Raw genomic sequence first — 18,659 nt, forward strand, 5'->3', positions numbered from 1 at the left:
GAAGTACCAGGTCAGGGTGTCAATGCCGCGGAGGGGACGGTTGCCGAGCCCCCGTGACGGTCCAGGACGGGCTTCGGGAGGTGACCCGGCACCATCCGGCCCTGCCGAGCGGCGAGGGCGTGGTTGGACCGGAGCCCCTGCCGAGCGGCGAGGGCGTGGACCCGCGCCCCTGCCGAGCGGCGACGTGCGCGGTTGGCCCCGCGCACGTCGTGCGCATCACGCTGGGAGCCCCCGGTGCCTGACCGAGCGGGCGGTACCCTCTCGGGGTGCCCGTGAACCCGACCGCCGCTGTGTCGACGACCGGACCGGTCAAGATCGTCGGCACCGGGCTGCTGGGTGCCTCGATCGGTCTGGCCCTGACGTCGGCGGGCGTCGACGTCCAGCTCGCCGACCTGTCCCCGACGGCGCAGGCGCTGGCCCGTGACCTCGGCGCCGGCCGGCCGTTCGCCGCCGGCGAGCCCGACCCGGTGCTCGTCGTGGTCGCCACCCCGCCGGACGTGACCGCGGCCGCCGTGGTGGCCCAGCTTCGCCAGCACCCCGGCGCGGTCGTCACCGACGTCGCGTCCGTCAAGGCGCTCGTGGCGGCGGAGGTTCAGGCAGAGGCGGGAGCGGACGCGGAGCGGTACGTCGGCTCCCACCCCATGGCCGGTCGTGAACGGTCCGGCGCCGCGGCAGCCGACGCCGACCTCTTCGTCGGGCGCCCCTGGGTCATCGTGCCCGGCGAGCGCTCGACGCCGGAGGCGGTCCGGGTGGTCCGCGCTCTCGCCGTCGACCTCGGTGCGGCGCCGGTGACCCTCGGAGCTCAGGAGCACGACGACGCCGTCGCGCTCGTCTCGCACGTGCCCCAGCTGGCCTCGTCCCTGGTCGCGGCTCGCCTGCACGGTGCGCCCGAGTCGGCGCTGGGTCTGTCCGGACAGGGCCTGCGCGACGTCACCCGGATCGCCGCGTCGGACGCGCAGCTGTGGTCGACCATCCTGGTCGGCAACGCCGGTCCGGTGGGACGCGCGCTGCGGGCCCTGCGTTCCGACGTCGACGACCTCATCTCCGCGCTCGACCGCGCGGCCACCGAAGGCCCGCTGACCGAGGGCGCCGTCGGTCCGCTCGCTCGGGTCATCGCCGCCGGCAACGCCGGCGCCGCGCGTATTCCCGGCAAGCACGGCGGCGCACCGAACCGGTACGGCGAGGTCGCCGTCCTCGTTCCCGACGCCCCGGGTGAGCTGGGCCGGCTCTTCAGCGAGGTCGGCGAGGCCGGTGTCAACATCGAGGACCTCCAGCTCGAGCACTCAGCGGGCCAGAGCGTCGGTCTCGCCGTCCTCTCCGTGGTGCCGGCGGCCGCCGAACCGCTCGAGGCGGAGCTCGACCGGCGCGGCTGGCGGGTGGTGCGTCGGTGAGCGACAACCCGACGACGGCGCGCAACGAGCGGGCGCGGCGATGACCGATCAGGCCACGGAGTCCGACGTCACCGACCGGCCCGCAAGGACCGGCGGCGCGGACCGGCACACGCGGGCGGACTCGGCAGAGAAGGAACGGGCCGTTCCGGCCGACCCCGCAGAGAACGACCGGACGGCGGGGACACCATCCCGCCAGGAGGAGGAAACGGTGGCACAGGCGGACGGGCGCGGGCTCGTGGTGGCGATCGACGGACCTTCGGGGTCGGGGAAGTCAACGATCTCGCGGCGCCTCGCCACCGAGCTGGACCTGGCCTACCTCGACACCGGCGCGATGTACCGGGCGGCCACGTGGTGGTGCCTTCGGCGCGGCGTCGACCTCACGGACGTCGACGGCGTCGCGGCCGTGGTCCGGCAGATGCCGCTGGTCATGGTCACCGACCCGGCCGCCCCGCGCGTGGTGTGCGACGACGTCGACATCACCGAGGCGATCCGCGCCTCCGAGCTCTCCGCCGTCGTCTCCAAGGTCGCGACGAACCTCGACGTCCGCGCCGAGCTCGGCCGGCTGCAGCGGGAGATCATCGCCGCCGAGGCGGGCCGCAACGGCATCGTCGCCGAGGGCCGTGACATCACCACCGTCGTGGCGCCCGACGCCGACGTGCGCCTCCTCCTCATCGCCGACGAGGCCGCCCGGCTCGCGCGACGCGCCAAGGAGCTCCACGGCACCGCCGACGAGACCACGGTGGCACGCACGCGCGACGAGGTCGTGCGCCGCGACGCCGACGACTCCACCGTCTCGACCTTCATGACCGCCGCCGACGGCGTCGTCACGGTCGACTCCTCCGCCTTCGGGGTCGAGGAGACCTTCGAGGCCGTGCTCGCGGTGGTCGAGGCGGCCCGGGCGGGGGAGCGCTGATGGCGCAGAGCCGCGGGCAGGCCGTCCGCCCGGAGGACATCTACCGGTGGGGGCCGGTGTGGTCGCGGCGCGTGGGCTGGGTGCTGGACCACCTGTGGTGGAACACCACGGTGCTCGGCGCCGAGAACATCCCGGCCGAGGGCCCGGTCATCATCGCCTCGAACCACACCGGGATCGTCGACGGCCCCCTGCTCCACGGAGCGCTCCCGCGCGGGTCGCACGTCCTGGTCAAGCAGGAGTTCTTCGACTCCAGGATCGGCTTCCTCATGACGTGGGCGGGCCAGATCCCCGTGGACCGGACCTCGGGGCGTGCGGCGCTGGCGGTCGGCAAGGCGATGCTCGACGAGGGCCGGGTGGTGGGGATCTTCCCCGAGGGCACCCGCGGTCGCGGCGATGCCTCCGAGGTGCGCGCCGGCGTCGCGTGGCTCGCGGTCAACACCGGCGCCCCGATCGTCCCGGCGGCCTGCCTGGGCACCCGGCGCACCGGCGACCCGCGCGGGTACGTCCCGCCGCCGCGCGCCAAGCTCCACGTGGCGTTCGGGGAGCCGATCAGGCTGAATTTCCCCGAGGGCAGCAGCCGGCGGGAGAAGATGGCGCACGCCATGTCGGCGATCGGTGCCGGGCTGCAGGCGCACGTCGACGAGGCGCAGCAGGTCACGGGAGTCCGACTGCCGAAGAGTGCCCTGTAACGGCCCGTCCGCCTGCCGTGACGTGAGTTGTCGCGGCCCATCGCCTGCCGAGGAGCGCGCTGCAGGGGCGTCCGCCTGACGAGCGCGCTGCAGGGGCGTCCGCCTGACGAGGAGCGCCCTGAGCGGCCGCGACGGAGGCGGGGTTCACACCCGCACCGGGCTCGCCACGGCACCGGCGACGGCGGATCGAGACCGATCGCACCACCCGGACCGGCCGGTCTGGTCGTCGGATGGCCGCGGGCACGGGAGAATGGCGCCATGAGCACCGACCCCGCGCGCGAGCGCACCGCCGCGCAGCCCGACGACGACCGCCTCGACCGGGCAGCCGACGAGCGCGTCGAGCCGGCCGCCGACGAGCGCACCCCCGAGGAGATCGCCGCCGACCTCGCCGAGGAGAACCGCCGCGCCGAGGCACTGCGCGCCGGCCTGGCCGACTACGTCCTGGAGGACGAGGACCTCGCCGTCCTCGAGGCGGGCGAGGCGGACGAGCTCCCCGGTGGCGAGCGGCCCGGCCTGCCGGTGCTCGCCGTCGTCGGCCGGCCCAACGTGGGCAAGTCGACCCTGGTCAACCGGATCCTCGGCCGTCGTGAGGCGGTCGTCCAGGACACCCCCGGCGTCACCCGAGACCGGGTGAGCTACCCGGCGGAGTGGGCCGGTCGCCGGTTCTCCCTCGTCGACACGGGGGGCTGGGAGGTCGACGTCGCGGGTATCGACGCGCGTGTGGCCGAGCAGGCCGAGGTCGCCGTCGAGATGTCCGACGCGGTGATGTTCGTCGTCGACGCGACGACCGGTCCGACCGACACCGACGAGCGGGTCGTGCGCATGCTGCGGCGCTCGGGCAAGCCGGTGATCCTCGTCGCGAACAAGGTCGACTCCCCGATGCAGGAGGCCGACGCCGCCACCCTGTGGTCGCTCGGGCTCGGCGAGCCCTACGCCGTCTCGGCGCTGCACGGCCGCGGCTCGGGCGACGTCCTCGACGCGGCGATGAAGGTCCTGCCCGAGGTGTCCGCCGTCGCGGCGCCCATGCCCGAGGGCGGCCCGCGCCGCGTGGCCCTGCTCGGCCGGCCGAACGTCGGGAAGTCCTCGCTGCTGAACTCCCTCGCCAAGGCCGAGCGCGTCGTCGTCCACGAGACGGCCGGTACCACGCGCGACCCGGTCGACGAGATCGTCGAGCTCGGGGGGAAGCCGTGGTGGTTCGTCGACACCGCCGGCATCCGCCGCCGCGTCCACCAGACCTCCGGCGCCGACTTCTACGCCTCGCTGCGCACCCAGGCGGCGCTGGAGAAGGCCGAGGTCGCCGTCGTCCTCGTCGACGCCTCCGTGCCGCTCACCGAGCAGGACACCCGCGTCATCCAGCAGGTGATCGACTCGGGCCGGGCGCTCGTCATCGCCTACAACAAGTGGGACCTCATGGACGAGGACCGCCGCCCGTTCCTCGAGCGGGAGATCGAGCTCGACCTCGTCCAGATCCAGTGGGCCCCGCGGATCAACATCTCCGCCAGGACCGGCTGGCACACCAACCGCCTCGTGCGCGCGCTCGAGACGGCGCTGGACTCGTGGGACACCCGCATCCCGACCGGCCGGCTCAACGCCTTCCTCGGCGAGCTCACCGCGGCGCACCCCCACCCGGTGCGCGGCGGGAAGCAGCCGCGGATCCTCTTCGCGACCCAGGCCTCGAACCGGCCGCCCCGCTTCGTCATCTTCGCGACGGGGTTCATCGAGGCCGGCTACCGGCGGTTCATCGAGAACCGGCTGCGGCAGAACTTCGGCTTCGAGGGCTCGCCGATCGAGATCAGCGTCCGGGTGCGGGAGAAGCGGCGCCGCTGATGGGTGCGGCACCGGGAGACGCGAGGGGCGGACCGTCGGGCGACGCCGGACCGTCGGGCGACGCCGGGCGCCGGCCGGCCGCCGACGTGCCGGTCACGCCCGACCGCCTGCTGCGCTGGGGCCTGCCCCGTGACCCCAGGGCCGTGGACCACGTCCTGGGGTTCGTCGTGACGACCGTGCTGACGATCGTCGTCACGCGCGGCTACCTCCAGCTCACCGGGTTCCCCCAGATCGGCGGCGAGACGCTGCACGTCGCGCACGTCCTGTGGGGCGGGCTCGCGATGGCGATCGCCATGGTGCTCGCGCTGTCGTTCGCCGGTCCCGTGGTGCGACCGCTCGTCGCGTTCATCGGCGGGGTGGGCTTCGGCCTGTTCATCGACGAGGTCGGGAAGTTCCTCACCCAGGACAACGACTACTTCTTCTCCCCGGCGCCGATGATCATGTACCTCACCCTCGTGGGCGTGGTGCTCCTGGCCGACGTCCTGCACGGCCGGAGGCCGCCGCACCCGACCGAGCACGTCGCCGCCGCCGCGGACCACGCCGTCGCCGGGATCGCCGGCGGGCTGAGCGAGCGCCGCCGCGCCGTCGCCGAGGACCTCCTCGCCAAGGGGGCCGGCGCCCGGGGGAGCGCGGAGACGGCGGCCCTGCTCGCCGTCGTCCCCGACGACGACGCCGAGGTCCCCGACCCCCTCGACGCCGCCGGGCGTCGGCTCCAGCGCGTCATGCGCGCGGTGGCCGGGCGCGAGTGGGCGCTGCGCAGCGTCGGCGTCGCCCTCGGCGGGCTCGTCGCGGTCTCGCTCGGCGCCGTCGTGCTCAGCCTCGACGAGGCGGCGGATCCCACGTGGGCCCGGGTCACCACCGTGGCGACGGTCGGGCTCAGCCTCGCCGCCGTCGGGCGAGCCCTGACCTGGTTGCGGCGCGACCGTTACCGCGCGTTCCAGTGGCTACGCCGCGCGGTGCTCGTCAACGTCCTGCTCACCCAGGTCGCGGTCTTCCGCATCGAGCCGTGGCTCGCGACGCTGGGACTGTTCGTGGCCCTGGTGGCCTTGGGGATCATCGCGGCGGAGAAGCACCGGCTGGAGCGGCTCCACCGCGGCGAGGCGTGAAGCGGACGGATCAACGCCCCGCGTGAAGGCCGGCCGGCGCTCCCAGGTCCCGGACAGAGCGCCAGGGCTGGGGCCGTGGGGTCACGGCTGGACCGCTGTGTCCATGAGCGGGACGACGGGGACGGTCGCCGCGACCTCGGCCGCGCTGGAGACGATCGCGACCGCGCGTCCGGTCAGGGGCAGGCACAGCGCCATCCCCGCGTAGCCGGCGTCGACGTTGACCAGACCGAGCACCGGTGTCCCCGCGGCGCCGCCACTGGGGTCGTCGGCCCACGCGGCGAACTCGGAGAGGGCGGCGGTGGAGAGGATGTGACCGCCGCAGAGGAGCTGCATGAACCGGGCGAGAGCCTGCGTCGTCGACGCCATGCCGCTGGCCGGCCAGCCGGCGCTCGCCGCCGCCAGCGAGGGGAGGTAGCCTCCGCCGTCGTCGAACCGGCGGGCGGCGTCGGGGCGGGCGGGGAGGGCGACGGGTCCCTGCGGCCGCTCCTCGGGCTGGACGGCCAGGCCCTCCAGACCGGTCCCGGTGAGGACGTGCGTCCGGAACGCCTGCGCCGCGCTCAGTCCGGTGACGTGCTCGATCGCGAGCCCGAGCAGGACGTCGTCGGTCGACGAGCCGGGTGAGCCGGCCGCACCGCGCTCGTCCGGGACCGCGTCGAGCAGCTCGGCCGGGGTGAACCGGTGACCGGGGTCGGCCTCGATCGTCGCTCGGAGCGCGAGGTGGTGGTCGGGCAGGCCGCTGGTGTGGTGGAGGAGGTCCCGCACGGTGGCGTCGGTGTCGAAGCCGAGGCTCTTGGGCAGGTAGTGCGTGACCTCCCGCTCGAGGTCCAGGAGGCCGTCCTCGACGAGCGACATCACCTCGGCGAAGAGGACGAGCCGGCCGAGCGTGCCGATGGAGAACTGGTGCTCCGGGGTGACCGGGGTCGTCCCGTCCGCCGTGCCGACGACGGACGTCCAGGTGCCCTCCTCCGCGCGGATGACCGTGAGGACGTCGGCGCCGCGGTTCCCGCCCCGCTCCTGGAAGGCGTCGTGCGCGGCCTGGATCGCCGCACGGACCTCCGGGTCGACCTCGCCGTCCGCCACCTCGGCGAGCGCCGCCGTCGGGAAGGGCAGCGGCAGGGCGTCCGGTGGTCCCGCCTCGAGGTTGTCCAGGATGCTTCCCGGCGACGGCGACGGCGCGGGCCACGGCGCCGGCGACGGCGACGGCGCGGGCCACGGCGACGGCGCGGGCGAGGGGACCGGTGAGGGTACGGACGCCGAGGTCGCCGTCGTCGGGCCGGGGTCGGCGGGTGGTGGCTCGATGCAGCCCGCCGCAGCAACGGTAAGGGCGACGACGAGCGCGAGCCGTCGCGCCGACGGTCGGCGGCGAGACCGCGTCGGGGTTCGCGCGGCGGTGAGCGCACCCATGTCTTCATGGTCCTGCGGGCGATCTCACGGGGCGAGGGTCTTCCGGCCTGTCGGCCGGTGGTCACCCGGCCCGCGGGGTCTCGATCACCCGGCCCGCAGGGCCTCGATCATCCGAGGCACGGCGCCGTCGACGGCGGGGGCGTACGGGTCGTTGGTCAGCAGGACCAGGATGGCGCCCTGCTCGGGCAGGCAGAGCGCCGTCGCGAAGTGGTACCAGCTCCGGCCGAAACTGCCGACGGCGGGCGGGCCGACGCTCTTCGTGACGTCGGTGAACCCCAGACCCCACGGCACCGGGCCGTCCGTTGTGGCCATCTCGGTCAGCGAGGTCCGGGAGACGAGGTGCCCCCCGCACAGCAGCTGCATGAAGCGGGCGGTCGACGGCGCATCCCCGGCCATGCCCTCAGCGGCACCGGCGTAGCTCGCGTCGCGCAGGCTCGGCAGGTAGCGCTCGCCCTCCTCGTGGAGCTCCCTCGGGTGCGACCGGCGCACCGACAGCGCCACCGGACCGGCGGGCCGCTCCGCCGGCTGGACGACGAGGCGCTCCAGCCCGGGCGGCTCGAGCACCCCGGCGCGCAGGGCGGCGGCCAGGGGCTGCCCGGTCACCTCCTCGACGAGCAGCCCGAGCAGGAGGTAGTCCGTGGAGGAGTAGGTGGCCGAGCGGATCGGCTCCGGAGGCACCGGTAGGAGATCGAGGATCTCCGTGGTGTCCCAGCGCTCGGCGGGTTCGCGCGAGGCAACATCGACGCCCACGGGGCCGGTGTAGTCGAGGATCGTGCTGCGGTGCCCGAGCAGCTCCCGGACGGTCACCGTGCCGGGGTCGATCGGCAGGGCCGGCAGGTACCCCGCGGCCGGCTGCTCCAGCTCGACGAGGCCGCGCTCCGCCAGTCGCATCACCTGGGCCGCGATGACCGTCTTCGTGATGGCACCGAGCTCCATCTGGATGTCGGTGGTGGCGGGGGTGCCGTCCGCCGTCGTACCCGCGGCGCCCGACCACGCGCCGTCGGCCCGCAGGACGGTCGCCGTCGCGACGGTGCCGGGGGAGGCGGCGACGTCGTCGAGGACCGCCTGGAGGGTCGCGGCGAGGTCCTGCGGGAGCGGGCCTTCGCCCGCCTCGGCGAGCGACGCGACCGGGAAGGGCAGGGGGAACGACGACTGCCCGAAGTCCGTGGGGGACGAGGGATGCGGTACGGGCGACGCGGCGGTCCGGGGCGCCGGTGCGGGCTCGGCCCTGGGGGAGGCCCCTGGTGGCCGTGCGGTCTCGGGAAGCTCCGGAGCCTGCGAGGTCGCCGGGGTGGGGTCGGCTCCGCGGGGGTCAGGTAGATCAGGGGAGGACGCCGGACTGCAGCCCGCCAGCAGGCCGAGGCCGGCGAGCACGGTGAACGTCCGTCGTCCCACCGTCTCAGTGTGCGCCCTGGGACGGCTGCGTGCCGGAGGCCGGCGTCAGGTCGCGGCGCGCCATCGCGCCGTCGAGAGGCGACGCCTACCGGGAGCTCAGGGCCGGATGGCCGGAATCACGAGCTGACCTGCGGTGATCGTGGCCTCGAGCGACGGTGCGGTCATCACCACCGCGAGCACGCGACCGCTCACCGGCACGCACATCGCCATTCCGGCATAGCTCCCGTCGAAGGAGTAGATGCCGAGCGTCGGCTGTCCGGCGTCGCCGGTGAAGTCCTCGGCCCACACGGCGAGCTCCGAGAGCGAGGTGGTCGAGAGGATGTGGCCTCCGCACAGCAGCTGCATGAACCGGGCGAGCGACTCCGTCGTCGACGCCATGCCGCCGGCCGGCCAGTCCGCGCTGGCCGCCGCCAGCGAGGGCAGGTACCCGCCGCCCTCGCTGAACCGTTCGGCGGCACGGCGGTCGAGCGCGGGAAGGGCGACCGGACCCGCCGGCTTCTCCTCGGGCTGGACCACGAGGTCCTCGAGACCGGGTGCGTCCAGGACGTGGGCGCGGAAGGCCTGCGCGACGCTCGTCCCGGTGACGTGCTCGATCGCGAGCCCGAGGAGGACGTCGTCGGTCGCGGATCCGCCCGTGCCGACGGCGTAACGCCGTTCCGGCACGGCCGCCAGGAGCTCCGCCGGCTCGAAGCGGTGGCCGGGGTCCCCGAAGATCGTCGCAGCGATCGCCGGGTGGTAGTCGGGTAGGCCGCTCGTGTGGTGGAGGAGGTCACGGACGGTCGCATCGGTCTCGAACCCGAGGTTCTTCGGCAGGTAGTGCGAGATCTCCCGCTCGAGGTCGAGCGCGCCGTCCTCGACGAGGGTCATCACCTCGGCGAACAGGACCACCCGACCCAGCGCGCCGATGCCCACCTGGTGCTCGGACGTCATGGGGGTCTCGCCGTCCACCGTCCCGACGACGTGCGTCCAGGTGCCCTCCTCGGCCCGGATGACGGTCAGGCTGTCGGCGCCGCGGTTGTGGGCACGCTCGAGGAACTCGACGTGCTCCGCCGCGACCTCTTCCCGGACCGCGGCGTCGACCTCGCCGTCCGCCACCTCGGCGAGCGCCGCCGTCGGGAAGGGCAGGGGCACCCCCCGCAGCGGTGGTGCGGTTCCCCCGTCGGGCGGTGCCCACGGCGGTGGCCAGGTGGGTGACGCCGTGGCGGGTGGCGCCGTCGTCGTCGCGACCGGGTCGGGCCCGGCGGGCGGCGGCTCCGTGCAACCGGCGGTGCCCAGCGCAACGGCGAGCGCCGCCAGGACGGCCGCCGGGCCCGTCGACGGCCACGGCCCACGCCGGTGGGTCGGGACTCGCGCGACAGGCACCGCGCCCATGCACTGATGGTCCCGCCGCTACGGCCGCCCCGCCAGGGACCAACGCTCCCTCACTGACCAACGCTCCGTCACTCGCGGCCGAGCACCTCCGCCAGGATGGCGTCGAAGACCTCGTAGAGCCCGTACTGCGCGTTGTGGTTGGTCATGAGGACCACGACGACCCCGTCCACCGGCAGGCACGCGGCCACCGCGGCGAAGCCGGCGCCGAAGCTGAACGCGCCCACGCCCGGTGTCCCGCCCGGTGCGTTGAACCGGGTGAGGCCCAGCCCCACGTCCCGCCGCGGCTGGAAGTCCGCCATCTCCGTCAGCGAGGTCCGGGACACGACGTGCCCGCCGCACAGGAGCTGCCACCAACGGGCGACGGCGGGAGCGTCACCGGCGAGGTTCCCAGCGCCGACGGAGGCGGTCACCTCCGACGCCGACGGCAGGAACCCGCCGCCGGCGGCGAGGACGTCGCCGGGCTCGACGCCGCTGCCGAACAGCAGGGCGACGGGCGCCGTCGGTGCCTCGTCAGGCTGGACGACGACGCGTTCGAGCCCGGGGTGGTCGAGGACCCCGGCCCGCAGGGCCCGGGACAGGCTGGTTCCCGTCACGTGCTCGATCAGCAGACCGAGGAGGACGTAGTTCGTCGTTGAGAGCGCCACCTGCTCACCGGTAGGGCCTCGGCGGTCCGGCACGAGCGCGAGGACCTCCGGCCGGGTCCAGCGACGCAGCCGGTCCTCCCGAAGGACGATCGAGATCCCGGGGACAGCGAGGTGGTCGGGGATGCCGCTGCGCATCCCGAGTAGGTGGCGGACGCTGGCACCGTTGAGGTCGAACGGGATGTCCGAGGGCAGGTAGTCGGCGACGGGGGCGTCGAGGTCGACCTGGCCTCGCTCCACGAGCTGCATCACCTGCGCTGCGATGACGGTCTGGGTGATCGCGCCGACGTACATGGCATGGTCGGGGGTCATGGCGTTCGTTCCGTCCGCCGTCCCCGCGGCGCCTGCCCACGACCCGCTGGCGGCGTCGAGCACGACGGCGGTGAACCCGCCACGGCCACCGGTGCGCGTCGCGTCCTCGAGAACCGCATCGAGCGCCGCGGACGTCTCCGGTGGCAGGCCGCCCGCGCGCACCTCCGCGAGCTCCGCGACGGGGAAGGGGGCAGGGAACACGGGGGACGGGTCCGCTGTGACGATCGGAGAGGGGACGGGTGCGGGGTCCGGCTCGACGGGCGCGGTGCACGCGGCGAGTGAGGCGGTCAGGAGCGCGGCCAGGATGCCGGCGAGGGACACACCTCGTGCCCGGCCGGCCGACGGCGCCCTCCGGGACCACCGGCCCACGAGACCAGTGTCGCGCTCCTGCTCTCCGCTGGGAAGGGCGGTGGATCGTTGGTCTGGAGCCGATTCGGTGACGCGGGCGGGTCTGGGGTAATCTTCTCTTCGGCCCGCTGAGCGGGTCGGACGGGCTGTGGCGCAGCTTGGTAGCGCACTTGACTGGGGGTTAAGGGGTTTGCCCCGCTCTGGTCGGCCCGAACAACTGAAAATCTATGCCACGGGCTGTGGCGCAGCTTGGTAGCGCACCTGACTGGGGGTCAGGGGGTCGCAGGTTCAAATCCTGTCAGCCCGACGTAAAAGCCCAGGTGAGAGTAGGTTTCTCGCCTGGGCTTCTTCATGTCCGGGGGTCGTTTTCCGTGGTCCCCCTCTGGTCCCCCGGCGCTCTCGCTGGTGGTCGACTGTGGACGAACGGACCGCCCTGGACCTGCTTCCTGTGGATAAGGGGACCAAAAGGGGACCAGAACGCTTCCGGGAGCACTCCCGCGGGGGTGGGAGCGCATCACAGGCCCCTGGTCGCGGGGCTGCTGCGCCGGGCGTGCTTGCGTTGTCCGGCGGCGGAGAGGAAGGCGTTGGCCTGCTCAGCGGCGGAGGCGAGGTGGCGGTCGTCGGGGTGCAGGTAGCCGCGGGTGGTCTCCATCGAGGCGTGCCCGAGGATGTCTTGGAGGACGTGCAGCGGGATGCCGGCGTCGGCCATCCATGTCGCCCCGGTGTGGCGCAGGCCGTGCCGGGTGAGGTCAGGCAGCCCGAGCTTCGCCACGACGCCGTCCCAGTTCGTGGCGTCGCGGACGGTCGCAGTGGTGAGGTAGCCGCCCTTCGGACCGACCAGCAACGAGTCCGCGGGCTCCTTGCCGTCGGTGAGGCGTTCGAGCACGGGTCGGAGCGGTTCGAGGATCGGCACGCGTCGCTCTTTGCGGCTCTTGGTCGGCTTCGTGACCAGGCCACCCTTGCCGGGGAACGCCTGTCGGCGGATCATCACGAGGTTCTTGTCGAAGTCGACATCCCCGACCTGCAACCCAGACACCTCTGAGGACCGGGCCGCGAGCAGCGCGGCGAGCATCACGAAGTCGCTGTAGGACTGATGCACCTTCCCGCATGCGCGCGCGAGGCGGTTGAGGGTCTTCATGTCCGGGATCGCGTGCGCCCGCGGGGAGGCGTGTTCGGCGGACTGGCCGCGGAAGGCGTTGCGGTTCAGGCTCCGCTTGGCACGGTTCTTCGCGGGGTTGATCTGGATCAGCCCGTCCCGCACGGCTTCATCGAGCACCCGCACGAGCGGGGCGATGGTGTTCTTGATGGTTGAGGAGCCGTGACGCTGTTCCCACTCATCAATGGTGCGGTCGATGATCCCCGCGGTGATCTGGGTGACCGGCAGATGCCCGAGCGCGGGCAGCACCCGCAGCTTCAGCCCGTACCCGTAGGTCTCACCGGTGGAGGTCGGGTCCAGGCCACGCGCCCACCGGTCGCCGATGGAGGTGACGAACTCCAGCAGCGTCATGGACACGTCCATGCCCTTGGTCGAGGAGCTGCGGAGCTGGTCGAAGAACGCGTGCGCGGCCGCCTCATCCCGCACGATCTCCGATCGGATCACCCGGCGCTTGGTGGTCGGGTCCGTCCACCGGGCGCGGGCGCGGATGCCGTAGGAGCGGCGCTCCATGTCCGTGGAGACCTTCACACCGATCGGCGGGACCGGCTTGGGCTCGGCGGTCGGCTGCGGCTCAGCTCTCCGGGGCATGGTCGTGTTCCAGCTCGCTCAGCCAGCGGTCCACGGCGTCGAGCCGGTACCGGGCGATCCCGCCGAGGCGCAGGAACGGCGGCCCCGTGCCCGCCGACCGCCACCGCGACAGGGTGGACTCCGAGACCTTCAAGTACGCCGCGACCTCGCGGCTGTGCATGAGCGGCGACACCACGAGCGTTCCGTCGTCGCTCATGACAGTTCTCCGGTGTCGGGGTCGAGGGTGCGGTAGAACGCTTCCTCGGCGTCGCGGCGAGCCTGGACGTCGGCCATGACGAACTCCACAAACTCGGCGTCGCGGTCGATGATCGGCAGGTCCTCGATCGGGTCGGCGGGTTCCTCACCGGGCCAGACGGTCTGCCGGGTGGGCCGGTCGTGGTCGAGCTTCGTGCCGGACGCAGCGACCCATTCGCGCAGCCGCTGGCGGGCGTCGGCGAAGTCGCGGTGCCAGCCCAGTGGCGCGGAGCCGTTCTGCTCGGGGTCGTAGGCGCACAGCCAGTGCAGGTGCAGCGCGGACAGCTCCCATAGTAGCTCCGGGTGGGCGTACCAGGCGGGCGGGATCACCGCGGCGGGCAGACCGTAGGTGTGCCGCAGCCAGTCCACCCACCGGTTCAGCTCCAGCCACTCGACCTCGGCGTCGTCGGCGTTCAGCAGGTTCCAGTTGATCGGGTGTGGAGGCTCGGCGATCAGTGGGTCCTCGAAGCCCTCGTCGCCGCCGTCCAGCTCCGGGCCGGGCAGGTCGCCCGTGGTGGCGTCATCGTCGCGGGGATCGTCGGCCATGGTGTGCTCCTGTCTGCTCTCGCGGTCCCCGGTCATGCCGGGGCCTTGCTGTGGCAGGCAGGTGGGCGCGGAGACGCCTGGGCGTGTGCTCAGGTGTCAGAGCGGCGCAGCAGGGCCTCTGTCTGCGCACGGTCCGCGGTGAGCTGGGTGGCGTCGGGGCGCTGGGGCCACGGGTGCAGGTCGGTGACGATCGGGGGCGCGGAGCGCAGCAGCACGATCCCGGTGCCGAACGGGAGCCGGCGGATGCGGTCGGGCGGGAAGATTGGCACCCGCCGGACGGAGCGCTGGTTGGAGCGGGTGCCGTGGTCACCCCGCGTCACGGAGTCGGTGTACTCGTCGCGTTCCCCGACCAGCGCGCTCAGGTCTTGCAGATCGCGGCTGTTGGACGCGCCGCCGAGGATGACCTTCACGATCGACGCGTCCCAGATCGCGCCGGCCTGATGCTCGTTCCACTTGTCCCTGGCCTGCGCGAGGGACTGGAGCACTGGCATAGTGGTGATGCCCGAGCCGCCGCCTTCGGCCATGAGCGTCGGCAGCGACGGCAGGGGTGAGAGGTTGGCTATCTCGTCCAGCGCGAGCAGCATCGGCGGATCGAGCCGCGCGCCGGCCGATCGTGCGGCGAGGCGGCGGGCGGTCTCGATGAGGTCTTCCACGAGCGCCGCGACGAGCGCGGCGCTGGCCCCCGCGCCGGACCCGGTGGCCAGGAGGAACAGGGTGCCCTTGTGCTGGATGAAGTGCTCGGGGTCGAATCCTTCACCTGGGCCGGGTGAGACGGCATCGAGCACTCGGGGGTCGGCGAGCGATCCGAGGGCGAGGGACACGCCTTGCCAGATGGAGTCGCGGGTGCGGGGGTCGGAGTCGATCATCGCTTCCAGAGACTCGGCCCATCCGGTCGCCGCCTGGCTCGAGCCGGTCAGGATCGCCACCGCGTCGGCAGCGGCGGTCGGGTCGAGGGTCCAGCGGAACAGCTCGGCCGGTGGGCGGTGGTCGATCGCGGCGGCGTGCAGGAGCGCTTGCAGCGCGGCGCGGGTCTTGCCTTCCCAGAACCCGCCGCCGTCGACGCCGCCGGATGAGAGGCCGGTTCCGGCGGCGAGCCCGGTGGCGCGGATCATCGCGGTCTGCGGGGACTCACAGCCACGGATCGGTGACCACCGCATCCCCGCGGGCAAGCCTTCGGCGAGGTGCTGGGGGTCGAAGATCGCGACCGGCCCGACCCGGCTGCGGGCGCGCAGGGTCGCGGTCAGGTTGTCCGGGCGGGTCGAGGTCACCACGACGGCACCGGGGGCGTCGAGGATCGCGGGGATCACCAGGTGCAGGCCCTTGCCGGAGCGGGGCGGCCCGATGACCATGATCGAGTCCTCCACCGACGCCCACACGCCGGTGCCCTTGGAGGCGCCGAGCCGGTAGCCGACATCTTGCGGGCGTGGATCATCCAAGCCCGGGCGGAGGTTCCCGGCGCGGCGCAGCAGCGCCTTCTCGGACGCGGCGGCAGCGACCTCATGCCGGGTGGCGATGCCCGCCATCCGGCGCGGGTCTTGCTCGACTCGGTGCGTGTGACGGCGCAGCCGCGACCAGACCCACACGCCGCCGGTGATGAGCACGGCGAGCAGGAGGCCCGTGACGAGCCAGTAGACGACCGGGCTCATGCCGGGCGCGTCCAGGGCGCCAGCGGGATCGCTCGGATCGAACAGCACACCGATCCCGGACGCGGGACCACCGGCGGGCTGGCTCGTGCCGGTGAAGAATGCCGCGACGGAGCCGGCGCCGCGGAGCACCAAGGCGACGCCGAACAGGCCGACCAGCCCGATCATCGCCGCGTTGGTCAGCTCATCACCGAACGAGCCGGTCTGCCGGCCCTGACTGTTCATGGCAGCCGCCGGATGATCGTGGTGCCGGAGATGCGGCCGAACAGCAGCACCTCCACGACGCCGCCCGCAGCGTCCGGCCCGAGCCGGTCCGGGTCGACCAGGGCGCGGGCCGTGCCGGTGCCGGACACGTCGGTGTGCCCGGTGACGACGGCGACCGCCACGTCCTCTCCGGGAACGAACCCGTCACCTTCGACGGCGTGGAACGCAGGCCGCGGTGTCGGTTCCTCAGGCTCAGGCGTCGGGTGGGGTGCTCGGCGACGTCGGGTCGCGATGATGTCGGTGAAAGTCGTCCCGTCTGCCTCGCGGACCTCGACCCGCGCCGGAGTCGTCCGGTCATCCGTGGCGCGGTCGATGATCTGCCCGAACGAGGCTCGCCGCCACGGCGGCGCGAACGGGTCGGGGTCCAGCCGTATCCCGTCGACGGTGACGGCCACGGTGCCGTCCTTGCGCACGTCGAGCACGACGAGCGGAATGGACACGGGGACGGATTCGGGCTCGGCTCTCCTCATAACGGCGAGGTGGGCCAGCAGCGGACTGCCGCCGCTTGTTCAGGATTCGTGACCCTGCGCAGAGCCGGTCATGCGGGCGGTGGTGTCGAACGCGGCCAGTTCGGCGGGATGAAGCTGGTGCTGGACGACGAAGCTGCGGTCCTTGATCCGCCAGAGCCCTTGCCCGGTGCCCAGTCCCGGCAGGAGGCGTTGCTCGGTGCCGGTGAGCCCGAGCGTGGTGGCGGTGGGGCCGAGCTGGTCGGTCTCTTGCCGGTAGACGATCCGGGTCTCCGCGTTCGCCAGCAGCGAGTTCGCCAGAGCACGGTTCGCTGAGCCGAGGTCACCGACGTTCTCCAGGTCGGTGAGCTTGTGGAACACGAGCAGGTTCGCCAGGCCGTAGTGGCGGGCGAGCCGCCAGTGCGCGTCCATCCGGCGCAGCAGCGCCGGGTGCGACATCAGCCGCCATGCCTCGTCGTAGATGACCCAGCGTCGGCCGCCGTTCGGATCGAGGAGGGCGGCTTCCATCCACGCCGACGAACAGGTCATCAGCACCGAGATCAAGGTGGAGTTCTCGGTGACGCGGGACAGGTCCAGGCTGACCATCGGCAGCGTCGGGTCGAACCTCACCGTCGACGGGCCGTCGAACAGCCCGGCCAGGTCACCGGCGACGAGCCGCCGCAGCGCGTGCCCGACTTGACGGCCATCCTCAGCAAGTCGGCCGTCTGGATCGTCGGCCGGGTCTGGGCGCAGCAGTCGGTCGACCACCATCGGCAGGATCGGCACGTCAGCGTCGCGCACCGCGCCGGCCAGGGCGGTGTCGATCGCGGTGTGTTCCAGCGGAGCGAGCGGCCTAGCCAGGACGGTCTCGGTGAGCGCGCCGAGCAGGTCGCGGCGCCGCGCAGCCAGCGTGGTCGCCCACTCCTGATCGGAGAGGCCACCGGGACGGTAGCCCTCATCGAGCGGGTTGAGCCTGTTGCCCATCCCGTGTCCCAGGATGATCGCTTTCCCGCCGACCGCTTCGGCGACGCCGGTGTGTTCTCCTTTGGGGTCGCCGGGAACGTAGACGCGGTAGCCGAACGGCAGGCTGCGGGTGTAGAGGCTCTTGGCGAGCGAGGACTTTCCGGAGCCGACGATCCCGGCGAGGACCAGGTTCGGGGCGGTGATGATGCCCCGCCGGTACAGCACCCACGGGTCGTAGACGAACGAGGACCCGGAGTAGAGGTCCTGGCCAATGAACATGCCCTGCGGCCCGAGACCTGCTTCGGCCAGGAACGGGTAGTGGCCGGCGAGGACGGCGCTGGTGTCCTGGTGCCGAGGCAGCCGGAACCTCCCCGGCGTGCGGAGCGCGGCTGGTCCGGGTTCGCCGGCCGAGGGCAGGTAGACCGTGGCACGCCGTTCGGCGCGCTTCGCCTCCAGCTTCGCGCGGGCGGTGGCCTTCTCCGCCTGCCGTTGCTCGGCGACGAGCCGGGCGGCTGCTTGTCGCCGCTGCTTTCGCAGCCGCCGTCGTTCGGAGGCCGGTGCGACGAGGACGGCGGTGTGCAGCTTCTCGTCCCGGTTCACCACGAGAGCCCTCGGGTCTGCTTGACGGCGGCGACGCCGGGATGCTCGAACCAGCTGCCGTCCCGGACTCCGCTGTGCCGTCTTGCGGTGTCGCGTCCGGCTGGGCGGTCCGGAGGTGGGACGGGGGTGTCGTCGGTTGGGTCGATCGCATGGTCGGCGGGGATCAGGTGCCGCCGGTAGAGGGCGACGTGCCCGGCCTGCGGGTTGTAGGACATCGCGTAGTCGCCGGTCTCGGCCTGCCGGTCCCCGGCATAGACAGGGGCGTGGTCGTGAACATCGCCGTTCTCCAAGGCGGCGTCGGTGGTCTCGTCGCCGTAGTCCCAGCCGGACAGATGCTCGATCCCCGCCTCGACGCCGTCACGGTCGATGAGGTCGAGAACCCGGTCGGCGTCCTCGCCTTGCAGGAACACGACCCCCACCCAACGATCAACGAGTTGCGTCGGTGGGTTCCAGACGATCCGGCCGGAATGACTCATCGCGGCGTTGAGCCGGTCGTGGGCCTGGTCGATGAGCGTGCCGGCCTGGTGCAGCTCGTCGGCCGCCGACACCGCCTCGACCGCACCGCCGGCCGGGTCGCGTGCTTCGTCGGTCACCTGATGCTGCTGGTTCAGGTGGGCGGTGGCGAGCTGGTCCAGGACTTGCCGGAGCGAGCGCGCCCCTGCCAGCAGGTCACCGATCACCGCGTACGTGTCGGCCGGGTGGTCGAAGCTGCGGGTGGCGTGCGCGAGCCCACGCAACGCCTCGGACGCCTCGGCGGCATCGCGAGCGGGATCGGTGAACGTGGGCATCGCGGTCTCCATCACTTGGTTGCCCGCCAGGTGC

The 18,659-nt window shown here is 73.1% G+C and carries 16 protein-coding genes and 2 tRNA genes; 7 read left to right on the forward strand and 11 right to left on the reverse strand.

The window, feature by feature from the left end:
- The first annotated feature begins 266 nt into the window (after positions 1-266).
- The 5 genes from AAEM63_RS06960 (at position 267) to AAEM63_RS06980 (ending at position 5,926) form a co-directional block, all read left to right on the forward strand.
- Positions 267-1,391, forward strand: coding sequence for a prephenate dehydrogenase (locus tag AAEM63_RS06960; RefSeq protein ID WP_341360864.1), 1,125 nt, complete (start codon positions 267-269; stop codon positions 1,389-1,391).
- Between the two features lie 208 nt (positions 1,392-1,599).
- Complete coding sequence (gene cmk, locus AAEM63_RS06965) at positions 1,600-2,304, forward strand: (d)CMP kinase (RefSeq protein ID WP_341360865.1); 705 nt, start codon at positions 1,600-1,602, stop codon at positions 2,302-2,304.
- The gene (locus AAEM63_RS06970; protein ID WP_341360866.1) at positions 2,304-2,993 is read left to right on the forward strand and encodes a lysophospholipid acyltransferase family protein; all 690 of its coding nucleotides are present in this window, start codon (positions 2,304-2,306) and stop codon (positions 2,991-2,993) included. Before cmk ends, AAEM63_RS06970 begins: the two co-directional genes overlap by 1 nt.
- 258 nt (positions 2,994-3,251) lie before the next feature.
- Positions 3,252-4,820, forward strand: coding sequence for a ribosome biogenesis GTPase Der (der, locus tag AAEM63_RS06975; protein ID WP_341360867.1), 1,569 nt, complete (start codon positions 3,252-3,254; stop codon positions 4,818-4,820).
- Positions 4,820-5,926: a hypothetical protein gene (locus AAEM63_RS06980; protein WP_341360868.1), complete on the forward strand. Its 1,107-nt coding sequence runs from the start codon at positions 4,820-4,822 to the stop codon at positions 5,924-5,926. The genes der and AAEM63_RS06980 overlap by 1 nt, the downstream gene beginning before the upstream one ends.
- An 81-nt stretch (positions 5,927-6,007) precedes the next feature.
- On the opposite strand, the gene AAEM63_RS06985 is transcribed toward AAEM63_RS06980, so the two are convergent.
- From AAEM63_RS06985 to AAEM63_RS07000, 4 genes are all read right to left on the reverse strand, one after another.
- Complete coding sequence (locus AAEM63_RS06985; RefSeq protein ID WP_341360869.1) at positions 6,008-7,330, reverse strand: serine hydrolase domain-containing protein; 1,323 nt, start codon at positions 7,328-7,330, stop codon at positions 6,008-6,010.
- Between the two features lie 84 nt (positions 7,331-7,414).
- A complete protein-coding gene (locus AAEM63_RS06990) occupies positions 7,415-8,725 on the reverse strand; it encodes a serine hydrolase (protein WP_341360870.1) in 1,311 nt (436 codons plus the stop codon).
- Between the two features lie 96 nt (positions 8,726-8,821).
- Positions 8,822-10,096 (reverse strand): serine hydrolase domain-containing protein, encoded by a 1,275-nt coding sequence (locus AAEM63_RS06995; RefSeq protein ID WP_341360871.1) that lies wholly within the window; start codon positions 10,094-10,096, stop codon positions 8,822-8,824.
- Positions 10,097-10,164: 68 nt separating this feature from the next.
- On the reverse strand, positions 10,165-11,250 hold the full coding sequence (locus AAEM63_RS07000; RefSeq protein ID WP_341360872.1) for a serine hydrolase: 1,086 nt from the start codon (positions 11,248-11,250) through the stop codon (positions 10,165-10,167).
- 289 nt (positions 11,251-11,539) lie between these two features.
- Here AAEM63_RS07000 and AAEM63_RS07005 point away from each other — a divergent pair.
- Positions 11,540-11,610 (forward strand) — tRNA-Pro (locus tag AAEM63_RS07005).
- Positions 11,611-11,630: 20 nt separating this feature from the next.
- A tRNA-Pro gene (locus AAEM63_RS07010) sits at positions 11,631-11,704 on the forward strand.
- 207 nt (positions 11,705-11,911) lie between these two features.
- Here AAEM63_RS07010 and AAEM63_RS07015 read toward each other — a convergent pair.
- From AAEM63_RS07015 to AAEM63_RS07045, 7 genes are all read right to left on the reverse strand, one after another.
- The gene (locus AAEM63_RS07015) at positions 11,912-13,141 is read right to left on the reverse strand and encodes a tyrosine-type recombinase/integrase (protein WP_341360873.1); all 1,230 of its coding nucleotides are present in this window, start codon (positions 13,139-13,141) and stop codon (positions 11,912-11,914) included.
- The gene (locus tag AAEM63_RS07020; RefSeq protein WP_268777298.1) at positions 13,125-13,337 is read right to left on the reverse strand and encodes a helix-turn-helix domain-containing protein; all 213 of its coding nucleotides are present in this window, start codon (positions 13,335-13,337) and stop codon (positions 13,125-13,127) included. Before AAEM63_RS07020 ends, AAEM63_RS07015 begins: the two co-directional genes overlap by 17 nt.
- Complete coding sequence (locus tag AAEM63_RS07025) at positions 13,334-13,921, reverse strand: hypothetical protein (RefSeq protein WP_114116228.1); 588 nt, start codon at positions 13,919-13,921, stop codon at positions 13,334-13,336. Before AAEM63_RS07025 ends, AAEM63_RS07020 begins: the two co-directional genes overlap by 4 nt.
- Before the next feature lie 89 nt (positions 13,922-14,010).
- Positions 14,011-15,789 carry a TraM recognition domain-containing protein gene (locus AAEM63_RS07030; RefSeq protein ID WP_341360874.1) on the reverse strand — a complete coding sequence of 593 codons (1,779 nt, stop codon included), beginning with the start codon at positions 15,787-15,789 and terminating at the stop codon, positions 14,011-14,013.
- Positions 15,786-16,268, reverse strand: a complete 483-nt coding sequence (locus AAEM63_RS07035) for a hypothetical protein (protein WP_308420487.1) — start codon at positions 16,266-16,268, stop codon at positions 15,786-15,788. Before AAEM63_RS07035 ends, AAEM63_RS07030 begins: the two co-directional genes overlap by 4 nt.
- A 69-nt stretch (positions 16,269-16,337) precedes the next feature.
- Positions 16,338-17,837 (reverse strand): ATP-binding protein, encoded by a 1,500-nt coding sequence (locus AAEM63_RS07040; RefSeq protein ID WP_222843205.1) that lies wholly within the window; start codon positions 17,835-17,837, stop codon positions 16,338-16,340.
- Entirely contained in the window at positions 17,834-18,625 is a 792-nt protein-coding gene (locus AAEM63_RS07045; RefSeq protein ID WP_282072114.1) for a hypothetical protein, read from the reverse strand. Before AAEM63_RS07045 ends, AAEM63_RS07040 begins: the two co-directional genes overlap by 4 nt.
- Positions 18,626-18,659 lie beyond the last annotated feature (34 nt).

The organism is Georgenia sp. M64 (genome assembly GCF_038049925.1).
GTDB lineage: Bacteria > Actinomycetota > Actinomycetes > Actinomycetales > Actinomycetaceae > Georgenia.

Excerpts from the sequence above, each read along its gene's own strand:
- AAEM63_RS06970 (WP_341360866.1), top strand. The coding sequence starts at position 2,304 with ATGGCGCAGAGCCGCGGGCAGGCCGTCCGCCCGGAGGACATCTACCGG.
- der (WP_341360867.1), top strand. The coding sequence starts at position 3,252 with ATGAGCACCGACCCCGCGCGCGAGCGCACCGCCGCGCAGCCCGACGAC.
- AAEM63_RS06980 (WP_341360868.1), top strand. The coding sequence starts at position 4,820 with ATGGGTGCGGCACCGGGAGACGCGAGGGGCGGACCGTCGGGCGACGCC.
- AAEM63_RS06985 (WP_341360869.1), bottom strand. The coding sequence starts at position 7,330 with ATGGGTGCGCTCACCGCCGCGCGAACCCCGACGCGGTCTCGCCGCCGA.
- AAEM63_RS06995 (WP_341360871.1), bottom strand. The coding sequence starts at position 10,096 with ATGGGCGCGGTGCCTGTCGCGCGAGTCCCGACCCACCGGCGTGGGCCG.
- AAEM63_RS07015 (WP_341360873.1), bottom strand. The coding sequence starts at position 13,141 with ATGCCCCGGAGAGCTGAGCCGCAGCCGACCGCCGAGCCCAAGCCGGTC.
- AAEM63_RS07020 (WP_268777298.1), bottom strand. The coding sequence starts at position 13,337 with ATGAGCGACGACGGAACGCTCGTGGTGTCGCCGCTCATGCACAGCCGC.
- AAEM63_RS07025 (WP_114116228.1), bottom strand. The coding sequence starts at position 13,921 with ATGGCCGACGATCCCCGCGACGATGACGCCACCACGGGCGACCTGCCC.
- AAEM63_RS07030 (WP_341360874.1), bottom strand. The coding sequence starts at position 15,789 with ATGAACAGTCAGGGCCGGCAGACCGGCTCGTTCGGTGATGAGCTGACC.
- AAEM63_RS07045 (WP_282072114.1), bottom strand. The coding sequence starts at position 18,625 with ATGCCCACGTTCACCGATCCCGCTCGCGATGCCGCCGAGGCGTCCGAG.